The 23,258-nt window shown below is 72.6% G+C and carries 19 protein-coding genes; 11 read left to right on the top strand and 8 right to left on the bottom strand.

Annotated features, from left to right (window positions below):
• Window positions 1–96: 96 nt before the first annotated feature.
• The 4 genes from ACWEJX_RS26630 to ACWEJX_RS26645 all read right to left on the bottom strand — a co-directional run bounded on the left by ACWEJX_RS26630 (window position 97) and on the right by ACWEJX_RS26645 (window position 6,930).
• The gene (locus ACWEJX_RS26630; RefSeq protein WP_451609936.1) at window positions 97–3,309 is read right to left on the bottom strand and encodes an ABC transporter substrate-binding protein; all 3,213 of its coding nucleotides are present in this window, start codon (window positions 3,307–3,309) and stop codon (window positions 97–99) included.
• 224 nt (window positions 3,310–3,533) lie between these two features.
• On the bottom strand, window positions 3,534–4,442 hold the full coding sequence (locus ACWEJX_RS26635; protein ID WP_451609937.1) for a polysaccharide deacetylase family protein: 909 nt from the start codon (window positions 4,440–4,442) through the stop codon (window positions 3,534–3,536).
• A gap of 2 nt (window positions 4,443–4,444) precedes the next feature.
• Entirely contained in the window at window positions 4,445–5,608 is a 1,164-nt protein-coding gene (locus ACWEJX_RS26640) for a maleate cis-trans isomerase family protein (protein ID WP_451609938.1), read from the bottom strand.
• Window positions 5,605–6,930 carry an MFS transporter gene (locus ACWEJX_RS26645; protein WP_451609939.1) on the bottom strand — a complete coding sequence of 442 codons (1,326 nt, stop codon included), beginning with the start codon at window positions 6,928–6,930 and terminating at the stop codon, window positions 5,605–5,607. The genes ACWEJX_RS26640 and ACWEJX_RS26645 overlap by 4 nt, the downstream gene beginning before the upstream one ends.
• A 163-nt stretch (window positions 6,931–7,093) precedes the next feature.
• On the opposite strand from ACWEJX_RS26645, the gene ACWEJX_RS26650 reads away from it, so the two are divergent.
• The 5 genes from ACWEJX_RS26650 (at window position 7,094) to ku (ending at window position 12,982) form a co-directional block, all read left to right on the top strand.
• Entirely contained in the window at window positions 7,094–7,771 is a 678-nt protein-coding gene (locus ACWEJX_RS26650; protein WP_451609940.1) for a GntR family transcriptional regulator, read from the top strand.
• A gap of 427 nt (window positions 7,772–8,198) precedes the next feature.
• Complete coding sequence (locus tag ACWEJX_RS26655) at window positions 8,199–9,611, top strand: family 2B encapsulin nanocompartment shell protein (protein WP_451609941.1); 1,413 nt, start codon at window positions 8,199–8,201, stop codon at window positions 9,609–9,611.
• A 77-nt stretch (window positions 9,612–9,688) separates the two neighbouring features.
• Window positions 9,689–10,969 (top strand): family 2 encapsulin nanocompartment cargo protein terpene cyclase, encoded by a 1,281-nt coding sequence (locus ACWEJX_RS26660; protein ID WP_451609942.1) that lies wholly within the window; start codon window positions 9,689–9,691, stop codon window positions 10,967–10,969.
• A gap of 36 nt (window positions 10,970–11,005) precedes the next feature.
• The gene (locus ACWEJX_RS26665) at window positions 11,006–11,890 is read left to right on the top strand and encodes a geranyl diphosphate 2-C-methyltransferase (RefSeq protein WP_451609943.1); all 885 of its coding nucleotides are present in this window, start codon (window positions 11,006–11,008) and stop codon (window positions 11,888–11,890) included.
• Window positions 11,891–11,995: 105 nt separating this feature from the next.
• On the top strand, window positions 11,996–12,982 hold the full coding sequence (ku, locus tag ACWEJX_RS26670) for a non-homologous end joining protein Ku (protein WP_451609944.1): 987 nt from the start codon (window positions 11,996–11,998) through the stop codon (window positions 12,980–12,982).
• Between the two features lie 15 nt (window positions 12,983–12,997).
• Here ku and ACWEJX_RS26675 read toward each other — a convergent pair whose 3' ends face one another.
• Together ACWEJX_RS26675 and ligD are read right to left on the bottom strand one after the other, a co-directional pair.
• The gene (locus tag ACWEJX_RS26675) at window positions 12,998–13,369 is read right to left on the bottom strand and encodes a hypothetical protein (RefSeq protein ID WP_451609945.1); all 372 of its coding nucleotides are present in this window, start codon (window positions 13,367–13,369) and stop codon (window positions 12,998–13,000) included.
• 5 nt (window positions 13,370–13,374) lie between these two features.
• Window positions 13,375–14,304 carry a non-homologous end-joining DNA ligase gene (gene ligD, locus ACWEJX_RS26680; protein ID WP_451609946.1) on the bottom strand — a complete coding sequence of 310 codons (930 nt, stop codon included), beginning with the start codon at window positions 14,302–14,304 and terminating at the stop codon, window positions 13,375–13,377.
• A gap of 119 nt (window positions 14,305–14,423) precedes the next feature.
• Here ligD and ACWEJX_RS26685 point away from each other — a divergent pair, with 119 nt between their 5' ends.
• Window positions 14,424–15,692, top strand: coding sequence for a YhgE/Pip domain-containing protein (locus ACWEJX_RS26685; RefSeq protein ID WP_451609947.1), 1,269 nt, complete (start codon window positions 14,424–14,426; stop codon window positions 15,690–15,692).
• A 37-nt stretch (window positions 15,693–15,729) separates the two neighbouring features.
• Here the strand turns inward: ACWEJX_RS26685 and ACWEJX_RS26690 are convergent, their stop codons facing one another.
• Window positions 15,730–18,252 (bottom strand): ATP-dependent Clp protease ATP-binding subunit, encoded by a 2,523-nt coding sequence (locus tag ACWEJX_RS26690; RefSeq protein WP_451609948.1) that lies wholly within the window; start codon window positions 18,250–18,252, stop codon window positions 15,730–15,732.
• Window positions 18,253–18,603: 351 nt separating this feature from the next.
• Here ACWEJX_RS26690 and ACWEJX_RS26695 point away from each other — a divergent pair, with 351 nt between their 5' ends.
• Genes ACWEJX_RS26695 through ACWEJX_RS26705 form a run of 3 tightly spaced genes read left to right on the top strand, consistent with a single transcriptional unit; the run spans window position 18,604 to window position 21,157 of the window.
• A complete protein-coding gene (locus ACWEJX_RS26695) occupies window positions 18,604–19,659 on the top strand; it encodes a Dyp-type peroxidase (RefSeq protein WP_451609949.1) in 1,056 nt (351 codons plus the stop codon).
• Between the two features lie 5 nt (window positions 19,660–19,664).
• A complete protein-coding gene (locus tag ACWEJX_RS26700; RefSeq protein WP_451609950.1) occupies window positions 19,665–20,501 on the top strand; it encodes a family 1 encapsulin nanocompartment shell protein in 837 nt (278 codons plus the stop codon).
• 8 nt (window positions 20,502–20,509) lie between these two features.
• Complete coding sequence (locus ACWEJX_RS26705; protein ID WP_451609951.1) at window positions 20,510–21,157, top strand: DUF1345 domain-containing protein; 648 nt, start codon at window positions 20,510–20,512, stop codon at window positions 21,155–21,157.
• Window positions 21,158–21,177: 20 nt separating this feature from the next.
• Here ACWEJX_RS26705 and ACWEJX_RS26710 read toward each other — a convergent pair whose 3' ends face one another.
• On the bottom strand, window positions 21,178–21,639 hold the full coding sequence (locus tag ACWEJX_RS26710) for a GreA/GreB family elongation factor (RefSeq protein ID WP_451609952.1): 462 nt from the start codon (window positions 21,637–21,639) through the stop codon (window positions 21,178–21,180).
• A 147-nt stretch (window positions 21,640–21,786) separates the two neighbouring features.
• Between ACWEJX_RS26710 and ACWEJX_RS26715 the strand changes: the two genes are divergently transcribed.
• A complete protein-coding gene (locus ACWEJX_RS26715) occupies window positions 21,787–22,596 on the top strand; it encodes an inositol monophosphatase family protein (protein ID WP_451609953.1) in 810 nt (269 codons plus the stop codon).
• Between the two features lie 241 nt (window positions 22,597–22,837).
• Entirely contained in the window at window positions 22,838–23,200 is a 363-nt protein-coding gene (locus ACWEJX_RS26720; RefSeq protein ID WP_451609954.1) for a CU044_2847 family protein, read from the top strand.
• The last annotated feature ends 58 nt before the right edge of the window (window positions 23,201–23,258 follow it).

Here is a 23,258-nt window from a genome sequence, read left to right on the forward strand (position 1 = left end):
TCCGGGCGGTGAGTTCCTAGACAGCTCCCACCACACCGGAGGTCTTCGCCATGTTCAAGACCAGACCAGTGTCAACAACGCTCGTGATCAATACAGCTAGGACGTGACGCCGAGGGCCTGGAAGTCGACCATGCCGTACGCCTGGTTGACGTACACATTGGTCAGCCGGGGTCCGCGGTAGTTCAGCGTCTTGCCGGCGGCGACCGGCAGGTAGTAGGCGCCGTCGGTGAGCTTGTGGTTGATCTGCCGGTAGACGCCGTTCGCCTTGCCGATGTCGGCGGCGGCCTTCGCCTGGTCGAACAGGGCGTCGATCTCGCGGTCGTTGACCTGGGCGATGTTGCTGTTGCCGCTCGGGGTGATCCGGCGGCTGTCGGCGAGGGGCTGGAGGAAGGTCGCGCCGAACGGGTCGTCGGCGATCCAGTTGGTCAGCACCATGCCGATGCCCTGGTTCTTCGTGGTGCTCGGGGAGCCCGCGGCGTCGAAGAACTCCGTGACGGGCTTCTGCACGATCTCGACGGTGATGCCCACGGACCTGAGCGAGCTCTGCAGGGCCTGCGCGGTCTCCACGTCCCGGGGCCTGTCCCTCTTCACGAGGATCTTGGTGGTGAACCCGTTGGGGCGGCCGCAGTTCGCCAGTTCCTCCTTCGCCTTGACGGGCTGCGGCTTTCCGGCGGTCAGGCCGTACGGGTCGTACGCGTCGGCGCCCGGAACGGTCGGCGGCAGCAGGTTCCCGTGCGGGACACCGGCGTTCGGGCCGCCGCGGGCGGTCTGCAGGAGGGTCGTGTCGGCCGCGTACAGCACGGCCTTGCGGCAGTGCGCGTTGTCGAAGGGAGCGGTGGGAGACACGAGCGCGACCAGGTTGAGGCGGCCGTTGAAGGGCGCGTCCGCGTCGGCCTTCAGCCGCGCGTCCCGCAGCACCCGTGAGGTGGCCGCCGTCGACAGGCCGGCCTGCTGCGCGTCCAGGTCGGTCCTGCCGTCGAGCAGCGACGTGGACACGCTGTCGGCGTCCGAGGTGATGTTCAGCTTGATCCGGTCCGGCAGCGCCTTGCGCAGCGGGTCGGTGGCCGGGTCCCACTTGTCGTTGCGCACGAGGACCAGGGACTTCCCGGGCGTGTACGAGGCGAACTTGTACGGCCCGGAGGAGACCGGCTTCGCGCCGTACTGGGTGCCGGTGTCGTGAGCCTCCGGCACCGGGGACGTGACGCCCGAAGCCAGCAGGTACGGGAAGCGCGAGTCGGGCTTCGCGAGCCTGAAGACGAGCGTGCGCTCGTCGGGGGTGCCGACGGAACGGAGCCCGGTGGACGTCCTGTCCTTGAACGGGCCCTGGTAGTTCTGCCCCTGGTCGAGGGCGTCCCTCAGATCGACCGGGCCGCCGCTCAGGACGTCCTGCGCGAAGCTCCGCTCGATCCCGTACTTCACGTCCTTCGCGGTGATCGGCGTGCCGTCCTCGAAGGTGAGGCCGGACCGGAGCCGGATGCTGTACGTCCTGCCGTCGGCCGACACCTCGGGCGCGGCCTCGGCCAGGTCGGGCACGAGCTCGGTGCCCGCCGCGCCCGGCTTGGCGGCGTAGGTGAGGAGCGTACGGGCGTACAGTCGCTGGAAGTTCCAGACCCAGCCGTAGTAGGAACGGCCCGGATCCCAGGAGTCGGCGTCGTACGCGGTGCTCAGTTCGAGCGTGCCGCCCTTCTTGGCGGAGGCGTTGACGACGTTGCCGGTCGCCGCGTCGAAGCCGCTCGCGGAGCCCTTGGAGCCGGATGCGTTCGAACCGCCGCCCGTCGCCGTGTTCTGGTCACCCGGCTTCTTGTCCTGGTTCATCACGATCGCCGTGGTGACACCGCCACCGGCCACGAGGGCCGCCGCGACGGCGATCGCCACGATGCGGCGCCTCTTGGCCCGGCCGGTCCGGCCCGCGCCGGCGGTGGCGGAGGCGGAGGCGGGGGACGTGGCCGGCGAGGCGGGCGACCAGGCGGAGGAGACGAGCGGCGGCTCGCCGTTCGGCAGCGGCGGGGCGTGCTCCGGCATCGGCGGCGTGGCCGGAACGACGGCCGGAGCGGGAGCCGGGGTCGCGGTCGGCGACGGTGTGGCCGGTACGACCGGAGCGGGCGTCTCCGCCGGCGCGGCCGGAGCCGGGGTCGCCGGGGTCGGCTGGGCGCTGGACTCCGGAGCCGGGGCCTTCGGGGCGGGGGCCGCGGCGGGCGCGGGCCACTGGGCCAGGGCGTCCCGGGGGTCCGGGGGAGTGGGCGCGGGCGCGGGCGCGGGGCCGACGCCGTTCGTACCGTTGCCGTCCGCACCCGGGCCGTCCGACCGTGCGTCGGCCGAACCGGCGCCGTCCGTACCCGTGTCGGGCGCACCCGTGCCGTCCCGCCTGGCGTCGTCCGAACCGGCGTGGCCCGATCCGGCGCCGGCCGAAGCGGTGGCGTTCCGGCCGGTGAGTGCTCCCGCCACCCGCTCGGGCAGCCAGTCGGTCTCCTTCGGCAGCCCGGCGCCGTAGGTCTGCTGGCCCGTCTCGCCGAGGAGGTGCGCGAACTCGGTCAGCAACTCCGTGACCGTCGGCCGCTGTTCCGGCTCCTTGGCCAGGCAGCGGGCGACGAAGTCGGAGTCCGCGGGCAGGCCCGAGAGGTCCGGATCCTCGTACACGGCCCGGAAGTTCACCGAGTGCGGCGCACCGATCCCGAAGGGCGGTGTGCCGGTCCCGGCGAACGCGAGGACCGCGCCGAGCGAGAAGACGTCGCTGGCCGGACCGACCTGGCGGCCCGTCACCTGCTCCGGCGACATGTAGCCGGGCGTGCCGATCACCATGCCGGTCTGGGTGAGGGCGCTCGTCTCCGTGGCGAGCGAGATGCCGAAGTCGATCACGCGCGGACCGTCGCTCGCGAGCAGCACGTTCGACGGCTTCAGGTCACGGTGGACGAGCCCGGTGCCGTGGATCGCCTCCAGGGCCTCCACCAGACCGGCGCCCAGGTAGAGCAACGAGCGCCGGGGCCAGGCCCCATGGGCGTGGACCGCCGCGTCGAGCGGCAGGCCGGGGACGTACGCGGTGGCGAGCCAGGCGGGGTCGCCCTCGGGGTCGGCGTCGACGACGGCCGCGGTGAAGAAGCCGGTCACGCGCCGGGCAGCCGCCACCTCCCGGGCGAACCGGCGGCGGAACTCGGTGTCCTCGGCGAGTTCGGCGCGCACCACCTTGACCGCGACCATCCGGCCGCTGGTGGAACGACCGAGGTACACCCGGCCCATGCCGCCCGCGCCGAGGCGCGCGAGGATCCGATAGCGCCCCACCTGCTTCGGGTCGGTCGCGGTCAGCTCTTCCAACGTTCCCCCCGCCGGTGGCCCCACCTCCGGGGGCCGTCCGGTGACGATTACATCAGACCCGGGCGGCTCATCGGCCCGTCCCCTCACACTCGTCGAGACCCTCGCCGGGGCGGGCGGCCGGTGCCGCTGCCGACGGCGTCCGCTCCCCGGAACCCCCGTCGCTCATGTCGCTTCCTTCCCGTGGGACCGGCGGCCCGCTCCCGGGCCGCCTGCCCACGGAAGGGTCAGCGCATGTCGGCCGGGCGCTCCGTGCCTTCGAACGGGAAGCGGCGACGGAAGTCGTCGGCCGCGTCCTCCAGGGTGCAGAAAGTGACGCCAGCGTGGCCCGACACGTACTCGATGAATCGTTCCAGCATCAGCAGCACCTGCGGCCGGCCGCTCACGTCGGGGTGCAGGGTCACCGGGACGACCGCGTAGTCCAGCTCCCGGTACACCCAGTCGAACTGGTCGCGCCAGTCCTGCTCCAGGGCCCGCGGGCTGACGTAACCGTGGCTGTTGTGGGCGTGCTTGTTGAACATCATCGGCGGCAGGTCGTCCACGTACCAGTTGCCGCAGAACTCCACCAGGTCGACCTCGTGGCCGTGGACCAGCGGCTTCATCCAGTCCTTGGCCTCCTTCGAGTAGTCGATCTTCGTCCAGCTGTCGCCGACCCGGGCGTAGAAGGGGGTGAAGTCGCGGTAGTTCTGGCTGTGGTCGTAGGAGAAGCCGTACTTGTGCAGCAGGGCCGCCGTGTGCGGCGACATCTCCCACCACGGCGCCACGTAGCCGCGGGGCCGGCGCCCGGTGTACTCCTCGATCAGCTCGACCGAGCGGGCGAGGACGTCCTCCTCCTGTTGCGGGCTCATCGCGATCGGGTTCTCGTGCGAGTAGCCGTGCGCGCCGACCTCGTGGCCCGCCTCGACCACCATCCGGGTCTGCTCGGGGAAGGTCTCGATGGAGTGGCCGGGGATGAACCAGCTGGTCCGGATCCCGTACCGGTCGAAGAGCCGGAGCAGTCGCGGGGTGCCGATCTCGCCCGCGAAGACACCGCGCTGGATGTCGTTGGGGGAGTCCTCGCCGCCGTAGCTGCCGAGCCAGCCGGCGACGGCGTCGACGTCGACGCCGAGGGCGATCCTGATGTCCTTGACCGTCATGTTCAGTGTGCCTTTCCGTATGTGTCGAGCAGCCGGTGCACGCGGTCGATGGCGGCGGCCATGACGGCCCGGTCGGCCGCGCCCCACTCCCGCTCGGTGAGGCTGTGGGCGGAGATCCAGCCCGTCATGTCCGCGCCCCGGATGACGGGGGAGAGCAGCTGCGCGCGTACCCCGTAGACGTCGACCAGCGCCTGCGGCGGCCTCGGGTCGTCCCGGAAGTGCGGCTGGACCAGCGGGATCCGGTGCTCCTCCAGCCACTCGACCGTGTTGAGCCGGCGCTGGTCGAGCCCGGCGTCGCGGCGGATGGAGCGGACGCCCGGGCCGAGCGCCTCGCCCGCGGTGAGGTCCACGTGCAGTCCGTGCGCGGGCAGGTCGAGCCGGAGCGTGGTGCGGTCGGCGCCGACGGCCTCGCGCAGCTCGGTGAGCGCCCGCTGGAAGCCGGCCCGCAGGCTGCCGGAGCGCAGCAGCTCGCCGTGCCCGTCGAGGGCCGGGTGCGCGCCGGCCAGGTCGAGCGCCTTCCAGAGCGTCGCGGAGACGCTGTCGAAGACCGGTACACCGAGCGCGGCTTCGAGGCCGGGGGCCGCGCCCGCGCCGTACACGTTGGTGCAGACGACGGCCACCGCGTGCGCGTCCCCGGCCCCCGCCTGCTCGATCTGCCGGGCCACGTCCGGCTCCGGGATCCGCGCGAACGCCTCGTTGTCGGCGACGCCGAACGGCTCGGCGAGCGTGCAGTCCAGGCCCTCGGCCGCGTAGGTGCTGACGATCCGCTCGGCGACGTCCCGGGTGTACGGGACGGCGAGGCCGAGCCGGGTCACCCCGTACGCGGCGCAGGCGTCGAGCAGCGCGAGCGTGGAGGTGGTGGCGGGGATGCCGGTCTCGGCGGTGATCGCGGCCGCCAGCGCCCGGTCGTGGTCGACGCCGAGCCAGGATCCCGAGGTGCCGTTCCAGGCGATGACGTCGACCCGCGCGTCGGCGAGCTGCGCCGCCGCGGCGAGCATCGGTTCGGAGGCGAACTGGGCGTCGGAGCCGCCGTCGAGGGCGATCCGGGTGACCGGGACCCGCGCGAAGTGGGCACTGGCGAGGTCCCGGGCGCCGTCGAGGAGGCGGTAGGTGACCGGCTCCAGACAGGTGTTGGAGGACGGGGTGAGCATGCCGATACGGATCATCGGACGGCGAGCCTCCTGCTGTAGTCGATGACGAGCGACGAGACGGTGAAGAGGACACCCGCGCCGACGAAGTAGAGCAGCGCCCAGGTGTACGAGCCGGTGCCGCCGACGATGTAGCCGACCGCGATCGGGGTGACGATGCCGGCGATGTTGCCGGAGAGGTTCATGGCGCCGCCGACGACGCCCGCGTTGGCGCGGCCGGCCAGGATCGACGGCAGCGACCAGTAGAGGCCGGCCCAGCGCAGGAAGAACATGACGACGGAGAGCAGTGTGACGGCGGTCGTCGGGTCCGGTACGAGGACCACGCCGAGCAGTCCGGCGACCACGGCCACGCCCGCGACGCCCATCATCGTGCGCAGCACGGCGTTGGCGCCCGCGCCCGCGGCCTTGCGCCGGTCGGAGATCCAGCCGCCGGTGAGCTCGCCGACGAAACCGGCGCCGAAGATGACCAGGGTCGACCAGCCGATGGTCTTGATGTCGAAGCCCTTGGTCTCGGACAGGTACAGCGGCCCCCAGGTGAGCAGTCCGTAGAAGACGCCGTTGAAGCCCATCCAGCCCAGGCACATCGCCCAGAACGAGCGGTGCTTCAGGTACGGGCGCAGGCCGGTGCGCTCGTCGGCCGGGCCGTCCGCGTCCTCCGCGGCGTGCGCGCTCTCGATGTACGCGGCCTCGGCGTCGTTCACTCCCGGGTGCTCGCGCGGGGTGTCGCGCACGTACCAGGCGGCGTACAGGCCGATGAGGACGGTCAGCACGCCGGCGATGACGAAGCTCGCCCGCCAGCTGCCGGTCCAGGCGATGAGCGCGGAGATGATGATGCCGCCGAGCGCGGCGCCGAGCGGGGCGCCGCCGTCGAGCAGCACGGCGCCGCGGCCGCGCTCCGCGGCCGGTAGCCACTGGGCGTTGAGCTTGCCGCCGGCCGGCATGACCGGGGCCTCGACGGCGCCGAGCAGCAGGCGGAAGCCGAGCAGCGAGCCGGCGCCGGTGGCGGCGGCGGTGAGGGCCTGGGCCACGCCCCAGCCGACACAGGCGCCGGAGACCATCCGGCGGGGGCCGAAGCGGTCGGCGAGCCAGCCGCCGGGGATCTGCATCAGCGCGTAGGTCCAGAAGAAGGCGCTGAGGACGAAGCCGGTGGTCTCCTTGGACAGGCCCAGGTCCTTGGTGATCAGGGGGAGGGCGACGGAGACGGAGCCGCGGTCGATGTAGTTGAGCGCGACGACGCCGAGCAGCAGGACGAACATGGTCCAGCGGACGCGGCTGGGGCGGGCGCCGGCCGGGGCGGCCGGGGCCTGGGGGACGGTCTTGCCGACCGATGGGGTACTCACGGACAAACCCTCGATTCGGGATCGCACAGGGTGAGACGTCAGACGTGCGGAGGGGCCCGCTCCGCGTTTTGGTATACCAAAGCAGCGCGCGCGGGGGTCGTCAAGCGTTTGGTATACCGTAATGGCTTCGAGACATGAGGGGTGTGGGGTGCGAGGGGGGAACGTGACCGGTACCGAGGCGGTCGGGGGCGAGACGGCGGCCGTCGGCGGCGGCGGGTGGCTGCGCGACCAGGTCTGCGAGGCGCTGCGCGACCGGATCATCGACGGACGGCTGCGCCCGGGCGACCGGCTCGTCGAGCGCGAGGTGGCCGAGGAGTTCGGCGTCTCCCGGGTCCCCGTGCGCGAGGCCATCCGCATCCTGCTCGGGGAGGGCTTCCTGCAGGCCCTCTCGCCGCGCCGGATCGTCGTCCGCGAGCTCTCCCGGCAGGACGTGGAGAACCTCTTCGACCTGCGCGAGGCGCTGGAGGTGCTCGCCGTCCGGCGCGCCGCCGAGCGCCGCACCGACGCCCAACTCGACGGACTGCGGGCACTGTTGGAGGACGCGCGCCGGGCCACCCTGGCCGGCCGGCCCGAGCGGGTCTCGCGCGCCAACGCCGCCTTCCATCACCGCATCGTGGAACTCGCGGGCAACGACATGCTCGCCACCGCCCTGGAGTCCCTGGAAGGCCGGCTGCGCTGGCTCTTCCAGCAGATCGACGACCCGGGCCCGCTCTGGGCCGAGCACCGCGCGCTGTACGAGGCGATCGCCGCGGCCGACGCCGACGCGGCCGCCGACTGCTCGCTGCGTCACATCCGGCACTACCGCGACGTGGCCCTCGGGCTGCTCTTCGGCTCGGCCTGAGCCGCCTTCCGCCACCTGCCGCGTCCCGATACGGCCCGCTCCTGGCCGGAAACCTGCGCGCCCGCCGGCGCCCGAGGCACTCGACCGGCGGGCGCGCCGTCCGGCACGCCCCGGAGCTCGCGAGCGTTTCGCGCTGCTGGCGCCTCATGTGAGCCTGTTTCCGCACGAGTTGACGGGGGCGCGCGCCAAGGGAGCGTGCGCCGGGCGCTCGTAGGACCGGGTGGCTCGAATGTCATGGGTCGGGCGAATAAACCCCGGACGCCGCAAGATCACTGCATAGAGGTAATGCCCCTGGTCTGGTGCCGTGTTCGGGGAGCGAGGCCGGTTACTGTTCCCCGGGATCTGGACGGATTCCCAGCGATTGAGCGGGAATCCCAGAGATTGTGTCGGTTTTTCCGCTTTTCCTCTTTCAAGGAGCGCTCGCCCCATGACCGTTGAGACCGGCCCGGACACTCAGCTGGAGCAGCCCCGGCCGCAGTCCAGCCTGAGCACCGCGGCTGCCCGGAACCTCGCCACCACCACCAAGTCCGCCCCGCAGATGCAGGAGATCACCTCCCGGTGGCTGCTGCGCATGCTCCCTTGGGTGGAGACGAAGGGCGGCGCCTACCGGGTGAACCGCCGACTCAGCTACACCGTGGGCGACGGGGTGATCGAGTTCGTCCAGGACGGCGCCACCGTCCGGGTGATCCCCCGCGAACTCGGCGAACTGGCCCTGCTGCGCGGCTTCGACGACGACGAGGTGCTCGCCGCCCTCGCCGGCCGCTGCGTCCAGCGCGACTTCCGGGCCGGCGAGGTCATCGTCGAGCGCGGCAACGCCGCCGACCAGATCCACCTCATCGCGCACGGCCGGATCAACCAGACCTCCGTCGGCAAGTACGGCGACGAGGTCTCCGTGGCGACCCTGGCCGACGGCGACCGGTTCGGCGAGAACGCCCTCCTGGACGCCGACGCCACGTGGGACTACACCGCCACCGCCGAGACCCCAGGCACCCTGCTCACCCTCTCCCGGGCCGACTTCGACGCGGTCAAGGGCCAGGCCCCCAGCCTGCGCGCCCACATCGAGGCCTTCAGCGCGCTGCCCGAGCAGCGGCAGAACAAGCACGGCGAGGCCGAGATCGCCATGTCCGCCGGCCACGTCGGCGAGGCCACCCTGCCCGGCGCCTTCGTCGACTACGAGCTCAACCCGCGCGAGTACGAGCTCTCCGTCGCCCAGACCGTCCTCAAGGTCCACACCCGGGTCGCCGACCTCTACAACGGCCCGATGAACCAGACCGAGGAACAGCTCCGGCTCACCATCGAGGCGCTGCGCGAGCGCCAGGAGCACGAGCTCATCAACAACCCCGAGTTCGGTCTGCTGCACAACGCCGACTTCAAGCAGCGCATCCAGCCGCACTCGGGCGCGCCCACCCCGGACGACCTCGACGACCTGCTGTGCCGCCGCCGCGGTACGAAGTTCCTCTTCGCCCACCCGCGGACGATCGCCGCGATCGGGCGCGAGTTCAACTCCCGCGGCCTCTACCCGGACCACGTCGACGTCGGCGGCCAGTCCGTCCCGGCCTGGCGCGGCGTGCCGATCCTGCCCTGCAACAAGATCCCGATCAGCAAGGAGCAGACCAGCTCCATCATCGCCATGCGTACCGGCGAGGACAACCAGGGCGTCATCGGCCTGCACCAGACCGGACTGCCGGACGAGTTCGAGCCCGGCCTCTCCGTGCGCTTCATGAACATCAGCGAGCAGGCGATCATCTCGTACCTGGTGACCACGTACTACTCGGCCGCCGTCCTCGTTCCCGACGCGCTCGGCGTCCTCGAGAACGTGCAGATCGCCCGCCGCAACTAGCGCGGGGGGTTCGCAGGCCCGATCCGGCCCGGACCCCGTCCGGGCCGGGCCCCATCCATCCCAGCAAGGAGACACGGATGCCCGACCCCGGGCTTTCCCCTGGGCAGCCGAGCCTGCCCGCCCTGCCCGGCCCGCCGGCCGCCCTGTTTCCCGCCACCGGGACGGCGGCCGGGCCGGAGGCCGCGGCCCCGGTCGTGGCCGCGACCACGACCACGGCGACCCGTCCGGCGCCGGCGCGGATCCTCCACGGACCCAGCGGTCTGGGCACGTCGAGCCTCTCCCTCGCCCGCCGCGCGGAGCCGGCCCCGGTGCAGGTCGCCGAGGCCCTGGCGTCCGTCGCCCCGGAGCCCGTCGCCCCGGAGCCCGTCGCCCCGACGGCGGGCACCCCGATCCCGGGCCTCTACCACCACCCGATCGCGGAGCCGGACCCGGCCCGGGTCGAGGAGCTCAGCCTGCGCATCAAGGCATGGGCGGTCGACGAGGCCGAGGTCTACCCGCCGGAGTGGGAGGACCAGTTCGACGGCTTCTCCACCGGGCGCTACATGGTCGCCTGCCACCCCGACGCGCCGACCGTCGACCACCTGATGGCCGCGGCCCGGCTGATGGTCGCCGAGAACGCGGTCGACGACTGCTACTGCGAGGACCACGGCGGCTCGCCCGTCGGCCTCGGCAGCCGGCTGCTGCTCGCGCACACCGCGCTCGACGCGGTGCACACGACGAAGGAGTACGCGCCGGCCTGGGCGGAGTCCCTGTACTCCGACGCCCCGCGGCGCGCCTACCGCTCCGCCATGGAGTACTTCGTCCAGCTGGCCACGCCGTCCCAGGCCGACCGGTTCCGGCACGACATGGCCCGGCTGCACATGGGGTACCTCGCCGAGGCCGCGTGGGCCGAGACCGACACCGTGCCCGAGGTGTGGGAGTACCTGGCGATGCGCCAGTTCAACAACTTCCGCCCCTGCCCCACCATCACGGACTCCGTCGGCGGCTACGAACTGCCGGCGGACCTGCACGCCATGCCCGCCATGCAGCGGGTGATCGCCCTGGCCGGGAACGCGACGACCATCGTCAACGACCTCTACTCCTACACCAAGGAGCAGAAGAGCCCCGGCCTGCACCTCAACCTGCCGGTGGTGATCGCCGCACGCGAGGGCGTCTCCGAGAAGGACGCCTACCTGAAGGCGGTCGAGGTCCACAACGACCTCATGCGCACCTTCGAGGCCGAGGCCGCCGAGCTGGCCGCGACCTGCCCCGTACCGACCGTGGCGCGCTTCCTCAAGGGCGTCGCCGCCTGGGTCGACGGCAACCACTACTGGCACATGACCAACACGTACCGATACAGCCTGCCCGACTTCTGGTAATCTGCCCGACTTTATTTAAGGAACGGACTTCTCTCTGTGACCAGCACCGAGTTCACCACCGCCGAAGGCACCTCGACGTTCGTCCCCGCGCCGGCGACGCCGTACCAGGGGGACATCGCCCGCTACTGGAACGCCGAGGCCAGGCCCGTGAACCTCCGCCTCGGCGACGTGGACGGGCTCTACCACCACCACTACGGCATCGGTGACATCGACCACGCGGCCCTCGGCACCCCCGAGGACAGCGAGTACGAGAAGAAGCTGATCGCCGAGCTGCACCGCCTGGAGTCGGCGCAGACCGACGTCCTCCTGGAGCACCTCGGCCCCATCGGCCACGACGACACGCTCGTCGACGCCGGCTGCGGCCGCGGCGGCTCCATGGTCATGGCCCACCAGCGCTTCGGCTGCAAGGTCGAGGGCGTCACCCTCTCCGCCAAGCAGGCCGACTTCGCCAACCGGCGCGCCGAGGAGCTGGGCATCGCGGACCACGTCCACGCCCGGGTCTGCAACATGCTCGACACCCCCTTCGAGACCGGCCAGGCCGCCGCCTCGTGGAACAACGAGTCCAGCATGTACGTCGACCTGCACGACCTGATGGCCGAGCACTCCCGCATCCTCGCGGTCGGCGGCCGTTACGTCACGATCACCGGCTGCTGGAACCCGAAGTACGGCCAGCCCTCCAAGTGGGTCTCGCAGATCAACGCCCACTTCGAGTGCAACATCCACTCCCGCCGCGAGTACCTGCGCGCCATGGCCGACAACCGCCTGGTCCCCCAGGCCGTCATCGACCTGACCCCGCAGACCCTCCCGTACTGGGAGCTGCGGGCCACGTCCTCCCTGGTGACCGGCATCGAGGAGGCGTTCATCGAGTCGTACAAGGACGGCTCGTTCCAGTACGTGCTGATCGCGGCCGACCGCGTCTGACGCAGCCGCGCCGCCCGCCCGCCCCGTTTCCGGACGGGGCGGGCGGGCATTCGCGTGTCGGAGGGGCGTGACGTACGTGTGCCTCGGCGGTTGGCGGTGATCGGGATGGCCCGACCGGTCTGGACCGGTGTGCTGAGCTTCGGCCTGGTGAGCGTGCCCGTCGGCATCCACACCGCGACCTCCGCCCACACCCTCCGCTTCCACCAGCTCCAGCGCGGCACCGCCGACCGGATCCGCAACCGGCGGGTGAACGAGCGCACCGGCGAGGAGGTGGCCGCCGAGGACATCGTCAAGGGCTTCGACACCGGCGACGAGTACGTCGTCGTGGAACCCGAGGAACTCGACGACATCGCACCGGGCCGCTCACGGACGCTGGAGATCAGCGGATTCGTCGAGCTGGACGCGATCGACCCGGTCTTCTTCGACCGGACCTACTACCTCGGCCCCAAGGGCAAGGAGTACGCGAAGGTCTACGCCGTCCTCGAACGCGCCCTGGCGGAGAGCGGCCGGGCCGGCGTGGCCACCTTCGTGATGCGCGGGCGCGAGTACCTCGTCGCCCTCACCTCCGACGACGGCATCCTGAAGCTGCACACGCTGCACTGGGCGGACGAGATCCGCGACCCCCACGAGGAGATCCCCGACCTGCCCGACGCCAAGGTCCGCAAGACCGGGGCCAAGGAGCTGAAGATGGCCGAGCGGCTCATCGACGCGCTCGCCATGGACTGGGACCCGGAGGAGTTCCACGACACCTACCGGGACGCCGTCGCCGCGCTGGTCAAGGCGAAGAAGTCCGGCGAGACCGTCGAGAAGGCCGAGGTCGCCCCGGCGGCCACCAACGTCATCGACCTCACGGAGGCGCTGCGCGCGAGCGTCGAGCGGGCCAGGGAGGGGCGGGGAGAGGGCGGGCGAGTAAGGGACGGACGGGGAAAGGACGGGCGAGGAGAGGGCGGTCGTGGAAGGGGGAGCCGTGCGGACGAACTGGACGGGCTCACCAAGGACGAGCTGTACGAGAGGGCCGCGAGCGCCGGTGTCCGCGGGCGCTCCAGGATGACCCGCGACGAACTCCTCGAAGCCCTGAAGGAAGCGGCCTGAGCCGCCGGGAGTTCCCTACGGCTCCAGAGGCGGTTCCGTCGGCATGTACACGCGCAGCGCGCGTTCGGTCGTCTCCGGTTCCGGGTCGGAGACGGACACGCGGCTGAACGGCGCCTCGGGGGAGAGGTCCATCCAGAGCGCGGGGCCTTCGGCGCGCACCGCGACGAAGTCGGTGCCGTCCGGGCCGTGCCGGAGCCCCACGCAGCGGCCCGGCAGCCACAGGCCCCGGCCCGCCTCGCCGCGCAGCACCCGCCACCAGCTGGTCTCGACGCCGACCTCGCGCAGCGTCGACACCGGGAACCGGATCGTGCGCCGGCGCGCGGCGAGCGTCTCGCGCAGGCCCAGCCGGACCACGACCTCGCTGCCTTCCACCGTCACGCGTGCCATGGTGCTCAGCCTCCTTCGCCCCGGCCCGTGCCCTCGTCCTCGCGCAGGGCGTCGAGCCGTCGGTGCGCCGCCGTCGCGGACCGCCCGCGCGGGGTGTCCCACGGGTCGCGGTCGGCGAGGCGGCCGGCGTCGGCGAGGGTCCAGCGGCGCGCGGTGAGGCCGGGATCGTCCAGCTCCGCCCAGTCCAGCGGGGCGGCGACGGGCGCGCCGGGCCGGGCGCGGACGGCGTACGGGGCCACGGCCGTCTGGCCGTACCCGTTGCGCTGGACGTCCAGGTAGAGCCGCCCGCGCCGGGCCCGTCTGCGTACCTCGGTCGTCAGCTCGTCCGGGTACCGCGCGGCGAGGAGACCCGCCAGCTCACGGCCGAAGGCCCGTACCTCGTCGAAGGTGTCCCGGCGCTGCAGCGGCACCACCACGTGCAGGCCGCGCGAACCGGTCGTCATCACCTGCGACGGCAGATCGAGCTCGTCGAGGAGCGCGCGCAGCCGCCGCGCGGCCCGCCGCACGGTGGCGAAGTCCTCGCCGTCCGCCGGGTCGAGGTCGAGGACGAGGCGGTCCGGGTGGTCGGGCCGGTCGGCGCGGGAGAGCCAGCGGTGCGGGGTGACGCACGCCTGGCCGGCCAGATAGACCAGCGAGGCGGTGTCCTCGCACAGCACGTAGTCGACGGTCCCGTTCTCCTTGGGCAGCTCCGCGTGGGCCACCCAGTCGGGGAAGTGGTCGGGGATGTCCTTCTGCATGAAACCGGAGTCGTCGATGCCGTCCGGATGCCGCTCCAGCATCAGCGGGCGCCCGCGCAGATGCGGCAGCATCCGCGCGGCCACCCGGTGGTAGTAGTCGGCCAGATCGGCCTTGGTGATGCCGTCGTCCGGGAAGAGCACCTTGCGCGGGCGGGCCAGCTCGACCGTCCGCCGCCCGATCCGGAGTTCCGCCGTCATGAGCCGTCCTCCTTGTTTTCGCGCCTACCCCGCCTGGCGGTGTCAATACCGGGCAAATCATCCCCGGGCGTCGACCATGGGCACGGACCGATTCCGCCCCTCCCACCCCTCGGAGAACCATGGCCTCCGCGACCCCCCGCCGCGCCGGCGAGCTCGTCCGCCGCCCCGGGCTCTGGCTCGTCCCGACCGTCCTGTGCGCCCTCGTCACGATGGTGCTCGCCCTGCTCTACATGGGCGGCATCCTCAGCCCGGGCGACGCGATGCGCCGGCTGCCCATCGCCGTCGTCGACGAGGACCGGGGCGCGCTGGGCAAGGAGATCACCGGCTCCCTCGGGGCCGCGACGCCGCGGGGACGGGTCCAGTGGCGCCTGGTCGACGCGGCCACGGCACAGGACCAGCTGTCGTCCGGGAAGGTGTACGGGGCACTGGTCGTGCCGGCCGACTTCACCGCCTCCGTGCAGGCCCTGGCCACCCGCCGGGCGACGGCGCGGCCCACGCTCACCGTCCTCACCAACCCGGGCTTCGGCAGCCTGGGCTCCTCGCTGGCCGCGCAGCTCAACCAGGGCGTGGCGCACCAGGCGTCGCTGACCATCGGCAAGCGGCTCGCCGCCGCGGCACCCGACCCGACGGCGAAGGTCCTGCTCGCCGACCCGGTGACCGTGGTGACCCGGGTCGGGCATCCGATCGGCCGGCACAGCGGCCTCGGGCTCACCGCCTTCTACTACACCCTGCTCCTCGTCCTGTCCGGCTTCATCGGCGGCAACCTCATCCACACCGGCGTCGACACCGCCCTCGGCTACACGGACAGCGAGATCGGCCCCTGGCACACCCGGCACCCCACCGTGCCCATCAACCGCACCCAGACCCTGGTCCTGAAGATGCTGATGACCGCGGGCATCGCGCTGCTCACCACCACGCTCCTGATGGTGGCGACGATCGCGATCCTCGGCATGGACGCGGCCCACCTGCCGCTCCTGTGGATCTTCTCGTACTGTGCGACCGTGGCCGTCGGCCTGGGCGTGCAGGCCATCAACGCGGCCTTCGGCGGCATCGGACAGCTGGTGTCCATGTTCGTCTTCATCGCACTCGCCCTGCCCTCCTCCGGCGCCACCGTCCCGCTGGAGGCCGTCCCCGGCTTCTACCGCTTCCTCGGCGCGTTCGAGCCGATGCGGCAGCTCACCGGCGGGGTGCGGGCCATCCTCTACTTCGACGCCCGCGGCGACGCCGGGCTCGGCCGCGCCTGGGCGATGATCGCGATCGGGTTCACGGCCGCGCTGCTCTTCGGCTTCGGGATGACCCACTACTACGACCGCAGGGGCCTGGCCCGCTACACCCCGCAGCCCGCGCCCGCCGCCGAGACGGCGGAGGAACGGGCCGCGGAGTCCTAGGGGGTGTCCCGGCCGGTCCTGACACCGACCGGGAGTCCTACGCTGCCGCGGCATCCGCGTTCGCCGGCGCCCGCTCGTCCCTGCGGATCGTGCAGTGCAGCGAATCCCCCACCACGTCCGCCACGATCGTGTCCCCCGGGCCGGCCTCGCCGCCGAGCAGCAGTGAGGCGATCCGGTTGTCGAGCTCGGCCTGGATCGTGCGGCGCAGCGGGCGGGCGCCGAACTCCGGCTGGTAGCCGTGCGCGACGAGGAGCTTCTTCGCCGCCTCGGTGACCTCCAGCTTCATGCCCTGCGCGTGCACGCGGTGCTTGCTGCGGTCGAGGAGGTGCTCGACGATCTCCGACAGGTCCTGCTCGGTCAGGCTGTGGAAGACGATGATGTCGTCGATCCGGTTGAGGAACTCCGGCAGGAACCGCCCGCGCAGATCCTCCATCAGCTCGTCCTTCAGCTCCGCCGCGTCGCCCTCGTGGGCGAGGATCCGGTGCGCGCCGATGTTGGACGTCATGACGACGACGCAGTGCCGGAAGTCGACCGTACGGCCCTGACCGTCCGTGAGCCGTCCGTCGTCGAGGATCTGCAGGAGCGTGTTGAAGACGTCCGGGTGCGCCTTCTCCACCTCGTCGAAGAGGACCACGCTGTACGGCTGGCGGCGCACCTTCTCGGTGAGCTGACCGGCCTCCTCGTACCCCACGTATCCGGGCGGCGCGCCGACCAGCCGGGCCACGGTGTGCTTCTCCTGGAACTCGCTCATGTCGAAGCGGACCATCCGGCTCTCGTCGCCGAACAGCAGCTCCGCGAGCGTCTTGGCCAGCTCCGTCTTGCCGACGCCGGTGGGGCCGAGGAAGAGGAAGGAGCCGACCGGGCGGTTCGGGTCGCCCATCCCGGCGCGGTTGCGGCGCACCGCCTCGGAGACCGCCGTGACCGCCTCGGCCTGGCCGACGATCCGCTCGTGCATCTCGTCCTCCAGCCTGAGCAGCCGCTCCTTCTCGCTGGTGGTGAGCTGGGCCACCGGGATGCCGGTGCGGCGGGCCACGATCTCGGCGATGTCGGAGGCGGTGACCGACACGACGCCCTCGCGCCGCTCCTCGATGCCCGCGAGCTCGCCCTCGATCTCGGCGATCCGCTGCTTCAGCTCGGACGCCTTCTCGAACTCCTCGCCCGCCACCGCCTGGTCCTTCTCGCGGCGCAGCTTGGCCAGCCGGTCCTCGCGGCTGACGACCTCCGTCGAACGGCCCGCGCTGCGCAGCCGCACCCGGGCGCCGGCCTGGTCCATCAGGTCGATCGCCTTGTCGGGCAGGAAGCGGTCGCTGATGTAGCGGTCGGAGAGCTCGGCCGCCGCCGCGAGGGCGCCGTCGGCGAAGCGGACCTGGTGGTGGGCCTCGTACGCGTCCCGCAGCCCTTCGAGGATCTGGACGGTCTCCTCGACCGTGGGCTCGGGGATGAGGACGGGCTGGAAGCGCCGTTCGAGAGCGGCGTCCTTCTCGACGTGCCTGCGGTACTCGTCGATGGTCGTCGCGCCCACGACGTGCAGTTCGCCGCGGGCCAGCGCGGGCTTGAGCATGTTCCCCGCGTCCATCGAGCCCTCGCCGGTCGCGCCCGCGCCGACGACGGTGTGCAGCTCGTCGATGAAGAGGACGATCTCGCCCTCGGCCTGCTTGACGTCCTCGATGACCTTCTTGAGGCGCTCCTCGAACTGGCCGCGGTACTGCGCGCCCGCCACCATCCCGGACAGGTCGAGCGAGACGACCCGCTTGTCCTTCAGGGTGTCGGGCACCTCGCCCGCCACGATCCGCTGGGCCAGGCCCTCCACGATCGCGGTCTTGCCGACCCCCGGCTCGCCGATGAGCACCGGGTTGTTCTTGGAGCGCCGGGAGAGGATCTCCACCGTCTGCTCGATCTCGTCGGCCCGGCCGACCACCGGGTCCAGCTTGCCGGCCCGCGCCTCCTCGGTGAGGTCGCGGCCGAACTCGTCCAGCGCGGTCGCCGGCTGCTTGGGCGCCGGTGCCGTGCTCTCCGGCCGGGCCGCCTGCTCGGCGAGGCCCCGCAGCTTCTGCACGTCCGTGTCCTCCGCCCGCAGGAAGCGGGTCGCGCCGGAGTCGGGGTCGGAGAGCAGCGCGCCGAGGATGTGCTCGGGACCGATGTACGAGACGCCGGCCGCCTGCGCGTACGCGTGCGCGGCGGCCAGGGTGCGCTTCGCCGCCGGGGTGAGCCCCGGTTCGGCCGACGGCTCGCCGGACTCGCGCGCGAGCATCCCGCCGGAGGCGATCTGTTCGGCGAGCTTGTCGGGGTTCACTCCGGCCCGGTCCAGGATCCGGCGCGAGGGCTCGACCTGGGTGGCCGCCCACAGCAGGTGCTGGGTGTCGAGGTCCGTGGTGCCGTCCTCGACCGCCTTGCGGGTGGCGAGGCCGAGCAGCTCGTGCGACGACTCGGTGAGGAGGCGTCCGATGGGTACACGCTGCACGGCGGGCGGCGAGGACTGCGGCGACATGCCGAAGAAGTGGTTCAGCAGGTCGCCGAACGGATCGGAGGAACCGAAGGGGGAACCGAACGCCATCGACATCTGAAGCTCCTGATGGGTGGGGGTGACCCACCGTGATCGAACCGTCCTGATGGGGCCGTTCCCACTCAAACCCGGGCGCCCGCACCCCGCAAGCGGGGTCACGCACGGTGCCCGGCGCGGCTCGGGAGGCGGGCGCGGCCCGGGCTGCGCGGGGCGGCGGGCGCGGCTAGGCTGGCCGCGATCTTCGTGTCCGTCATGCCCGGAGATCGCCCGAATGCGGCGCCACGCCCTGTCCACCTGCTTTTCACGACCTGCTCTTGACGACCTGCTCTCCACCAACTGCCGTCCACCGCTTTCCGGCCACCGCTTTCCGTCCACCGTCCTGCTCTCCACCGCCTGCCGAGGAGTTCCGTGGTCACCCCCCAGCCCGTCATCGCACCGCCCACGCAGGCCGCCGTCTTCCTGGTCGCCACCGTGCACTCGGGTGGCGAGGCCGTGGTGCGCGACCTCCTCGGCGACCTCGCCGGCATCGTCCGCTCCGTGGGCTTCCGGGCCCGCGAGGAGGAGCTCACCGGAGTCGTCGGCATCGGTGCCGCCGTCTGGCCCCGGCTCTTCGGCGGCCCCCGACCGCGCGAACTGCACCCCTTCCGGCCGCTGCGCGGCCCGCGCCACAGCGCCCCCGCCACCCCCGGCGACCTGCTGCTGCACATCCGCGCCCGGCGCCCCGACCTGTGCTTCGAGCTGGCCCGCCTGGTCATGGAACGGCTCGGCGCGGCCGTCGCCGTCGTCGACGAGGTGCACGGCTTCCGCTACTTCGACGACCGCGACCTGCTCGGCTTCGTCGACGGCAGCGAGAACCCCGAGGGCGGGGCGGCCGTCGAGGCCGTACACGTCGGCGACGAGGACGCGGAGTTCGCCGGCGGCGCCTACGTCATCGTCCAGAAGTACGTGCACGACCTCGGCGCCTGGGACGGCGCCGGCACCGACGAACAGGAACGGGTCATCGGCCGCACCAAGCTGGCCAACATGGAGCTGCCCGACGACGTCAAGCCCGAGGACTCGCACGTCGCCCGCACCACGATCGTCGACGAGGACGGCACCGAGCGGCAGATCGTGCGCCACAACATGGCGTTCGGAAGCCCCGGGCGCGGCGAGTTCGGCACGTACTTCATCGGCTACGCCCGTACGCCGGAGGTGACCGAGCGGATGCTCGACCGCATGTTCCTCGGCGACCCGCCCGGTCTGACGGACCGGATCCTCGACTTCTCCACGGCCGTGACGGGCGGTCTCTTCTTCGTCCCGAGCGCCGATTTCCTCGAAGACCTTCCCGACCCGCCCGCCGCCGCAGCGGCCGCAGCGGCCGATCCGGCGGAAGCGGCCGACCCGGTCGAGGCCCTCGGACACGTGGTCCTGCCGTCCGGCGGGTCCACGGAGGGCCTCGGCATCGGCAGCCTGAAAGGAGCGTGAGCGCCATGACGCCGTCCGGTGACCCCTCCGTCGCGCCTCCCGCCACGAACAACCTGCACCGCGAACTCGCCCCCGTCACCCCGGCCGCCTGGGCGCAGATCGAGGAGGAGGCCCGGCGCACCTTCCGGCGCCACCTCGCCGGCCGGCGCGTCGTCGACGTACCCGACCCGGCCGGCCCCCGCCTCGCCGCCGTCGGCACCGGCCACCTCACCGGGATCGCGCCGCCGGCGCCCGGCGTCACCGCCCGGCTCCGCGAGGCGAAGCCGCTCGTCGAACTGCGGGTGCCGTTCACCGTCACCCGGGACGCCGTCGACGACGTCGAGCGCGGCTCCGAGGACTCCGACTGGCAGCCCGTGAAGGACGCCGCCCGCGCGATGGCCTTCGCCGAGGACCGGGCCGTCTTCGACGGCTACCCGGCCGCCGGCATCGAGGGCCTGCGCGACCGCACCTCCAACCCGGTGCTCGCCCTCCCCAGCGGCCCCCGCGACTACCCCGACGCGGTCAGCCGCGCCCTCACCGAACTGCGCCTCGCCGGCGTCGACGGGCCCTACGCCCTGCTCCTGGGCGCCGACGAATACCGCGCCGTCAGCGAGACCTCCGACCACGGCTATCCGATCGCCGCCCACCTCGCCCGGATGCTCGACGGCCCGCCGATCTGGGCTCCGGCGCTCACCGGCGCCCTCGTCCTGTCCACCCGCGGCGGCGACTTCGAACTCCGGCTGGGTCAGGACCTCGCCATCGGCTACAGCGCGCACGACGCGCGCGGCATCGAGCTGTACTTCCAGGAGACGCTCACCTTCCTGACCTACACGGACGAGGCCGTCGTCGTCCTCCAGCACTGAATCCGCCCGTGTCCGTGGGCTCCTGGGTGCCGCGCTCCGCGGTCGTAAGGCTGGTGGCCGCGACCGGCGTCGGCGCGGCCATCGGGGTCCTGGTGGGCGCGCTCACGCGGTTCCCGCTGGGCATCCTCGCGGGCATCGCCACCGCCGGCACCGCCTTCGTCACCGCGGGCTGGGCCGTCCTGTGGCCGATGGACGCCGCCACCACCCGCCGCAACGTGCACCGCGAGGACTTCCGGCCGCTCCTGGAGGAGATCGTGGTCGTCACCGCCGCCCTGTGCGGCCTCGTCAGCATCGTGATGCTCCTGCTCACCCGCGCAGACGCCGGCGAGCGCGGTCACGCCGCCGCCGGCGCCGCGCTCGCCGGCGTCTTCACGGGCTGGGCGTCACTGCACCTCATGTACGCCACCCGCTACGCCGACATGTACTACCGCGCGCCCGAGGGCGGCATCGACTTCAACTCCGACATCCCGCCCCGCTACAGCGACTTCCTCTACTTCAGCTACAACCTCGGCATGACCTACCAGGTCTCCGACACCAGCGTCTCCAGCGCGGAGATCCGCGCCGTGGTGCTGCGCCACTGCCTGCTGTCGTACGTGTTCGGCGCGAGCATCCTCGCGACGACGATCAACCTGGTGTCGACCATCGTCACGGGATGACCGGCGGTCCGGCCCGGGCCTCAGCCGCCGAGCGAGAGCACGACCGCGGTCGTCTCCCCCGTGGGCGTCCGGTAGGTGACCGTCTCCCCGGCGCGGTGGCCGAGCAGCGCGAGGCCCAGCGGGCTGTCGGAGGTCACCAGGTCGGGGTCGTCGGCGTCGGCGAGCTCGCCGACGTGGAAGGTCGACTCGTCGCCGTCCTCGAAGCGCACGGTGACCCGGGAGCCGACGCCGACCACGCCGGTGGCCGGGGCGCCCGCGACGGACGCCGCGCGGATGCGGCCCTCGATCGTGGCGATCCGCTGGTCGAGCCGGGCGACCTCCGTGACCCGCTGCAACTCGTCGGCCTCGTCGGCCCGGTCGCCGACGGCGTCCACGTCCTTCAGGGTGGCGGCCACCGAGCCGCGCTCCGCGCGCAGTTCGGAGAGCTCCCGCTGGAGCGCCTGGAGGGCGTCGGCACTGATGGGCTCGGGACCGTCGGTCATTCCTGCTCCCGTGTCACTGGTCAGGTCGGGGACGGATGTCGGGGATCCGGGAATTCCATTAGGTCATCGCCGGACGGACCCGGCAAATCATCGACCGGCCCGTCCGGAGCACGCGGGTGCCCGCCCCGCAGGGCCTATCGTGCCCGCATGATCACCACATTCAGCCGTTCTGACGACGCCCGGGTCGCCGTCTCCGCCGCCCGGGCCGGCGCCGAGGTCGTCCGCGGCCTGTACGGCGGCCGCCTCGACCGCATCGACAAGGGCGACGGCGACTTCGCCACCGCCGCCGATCTCGCGGCCGAGCGGGCGATACTCGACGTCATCCGCGCGGCCCGGCCCGAGGACGCCCTGCTCGGCGAGGAGGGCGGGGAACAGGGCGCCGCGGGGGCCGGGCGCCGATGGCTGGTCGACCCGCTGTGCGGCACCCTGAACTACGCCGCCGGAACCCAGGTCGTGGCCGTGAACGTGGCCCTGCGGGGCGGGGCGGCGCGGGAGGAGGTCGCCGCGGTCGCCGATCCGTTCGGCGACGAGGTCCTGTGGACCGACGGCGAGACCGCCTGGGCCCGGCGCGACGGCGCCGACACGCCGCTGGTGCCGTCCGGTGCCGTACGCCTGGTGGACGTCAACCTGGACCCGCCCTTCCCGCACGCGCCCGCGTTCCGCGCCGTGGACCTGCTCGCCCACCCCGGCTTCGCCGCCGCGGGCTTCCGCCCCCGCGTCGTCTCGTCGACGCTCGCGGTCGCCTGGGTCGCGGCCGGCCGGCGCGCCGCGTACGTCACCGACGGCGGTGACCTGTCCGGCAGCGTCCACTTCGCCGCCGGCATCGCCCTGTGCCGTGCGGCCGGCTGTGTCGTCACCGGCATCGACGGCCGCCCGCTCGGGCCGGAGGGCCGCGGCCTCGTGGCGGCGGCGGACGCCGCGACCCACGAGGAGCTGATGGCACTGATCCGGCACTGATCCGGCGCTGATCCGGCGCTGATCCGGCCTTGATCCGGCGCTGATCCGGCGCCGACCAGAGTCGACGGGCGCCGACGGGCGCCGACCACCGCGCCGACCAGCGCCGACCGGCGGTGAGCCGCCCTGACCCGGCACGAGTCGGGTTGGCGTGATCGGCCCCCCTCCGGCGCGGCGGCTCCCTACGATGAGAGCCGTCGCGCCGGGGGAAGCGCCGGGCAGGCAGCCGAGGGGAAGAACGACCATGTCTTCGCAGCTCGTTCAGCTGGAGATGCCGGACGGCCAGACCGTCTGGGCCACCGTGGCGGGGGACGACGGCCCCAGCGACTCGGGCCTCGGCGACCGGCTCGTGGAGAAGGTGCACGGCTTCCAGGAGTCGCTGCGCGTCGTGGCCACGAACGTACGGGACGCGGTGGCCTCGGCCCGGCCAGACGAGGTCAGCGTCGAGTTCGGCATCGAGCTCGCCGTCGGCAAGGAGGGCGTCATGGCCGCCGTGGTGGGCGGCAGCGGCACCGCCGCCTTCAAGGTGACCCTGACCTGGAACGGCCCGCGGTCCGACGCCGAACCGGGCGCCACCGTGCCCGAGCCGCGAGGTGCGGCGTCCTGAGCGGACCGACCGCCCTGACCCGCCTCCAGGGCCGCCTCGAGGACTGCCGCGTCCTCGT

The organism is Streptomyces sp. NPDC004788 (assembly GCF_053601115.1).

Coding starts and splice junctions, on each gene's coding strand:
- ACWEJX_RS26635 (WP_451609937.1), bottom strand. CDS start 4,442: ATGACGGTCAAGGACATCAGGATCGCCCTCGGCGTCGACGTCGACGCC.
- ACWEJX_RS26640 (WP_451609938.1), bottom strand. CDS start 5,608: ATGATCCGTATCGGCATGCTCACCCCGTCCTCCAACACCTGTCTGGAG.
- ACWEJX_RS26655 (WP_451609941.1), top strand. CDS start 8,199: ATGACCGTTGAGACCGGCCCGGACACTCAGCTGGAGCAGCCCCGGCCG.
- ACWEJX_RS26660 (WP_451609942.1), top strand. CDS start 9,689: ATGCCCGACCCCGGGCTTTCCCCTGGGCAGCCGAGCCTGCCCGCCCTG.
- ku (WP_451609944.1), top strand. CDS start 11,996: ATGGCCCGACCGGTCTGGACCGGTGTGCTGAGCTTCGGCCTGGTGAGC.
- ACWEJX_RS26675 (WP_451609945.1), bottom strand. CDS start 13,369: ATGGCACGCGTGACGGTGGAAGGCAGCGAGGTCGTGGTCCGGCTGGGC.
- ligD (WP_451609946.1), bottom strand. CDS start 14,304: ATGACGGCGGAACTCCGGATCGGGCGGCGGACGGTCGAGCTGGCCCGC.
- ACWEJX_RS26685 (WP_451609947.1), top strand. CDS start 14,424: ATGGCCTCCGCGACCCCCCGCCGCGCCGGCGAGCTCGTCCGCCGCCCC.
- ACWEJX_RS26690 (WP_451609948.1), bottom strand. CDS start 18,252: ATGTCGATGGCGTTCGGTTCCCCCTTCGGTTCCTCCGATCCGTTCGGC.
- ACWEJX_RS26700 (WP_451609950.1), top strand. CDS start 19,665: ATGACGCCGTCCGGTGACCCCTCCGTCGCGCCTCCCGCCACGAACAAC.
- ACWEJX_RS26710 (WP_451609952.1), bottom strand. CDS start 21,639: ATGACCGACGGTCCCGAGCCCATCAGTGCCGACGCCCTCCAGGCGCTC.
- ACWEJX_RS26715 (WP_451609953.1), top strand. CDS start 21,787: ATGATCACCACATTCAGCCGTTCTGACGACGCCCGGGTCGCCGTCTCC.
- ACWEJX_RS26720 (WP_451609954.1), top strand. CDS start 22,838: ATGTCTTCGCAGCTCGTTCAGCTGGAGATGCCGGACGGCCAGACCGTC.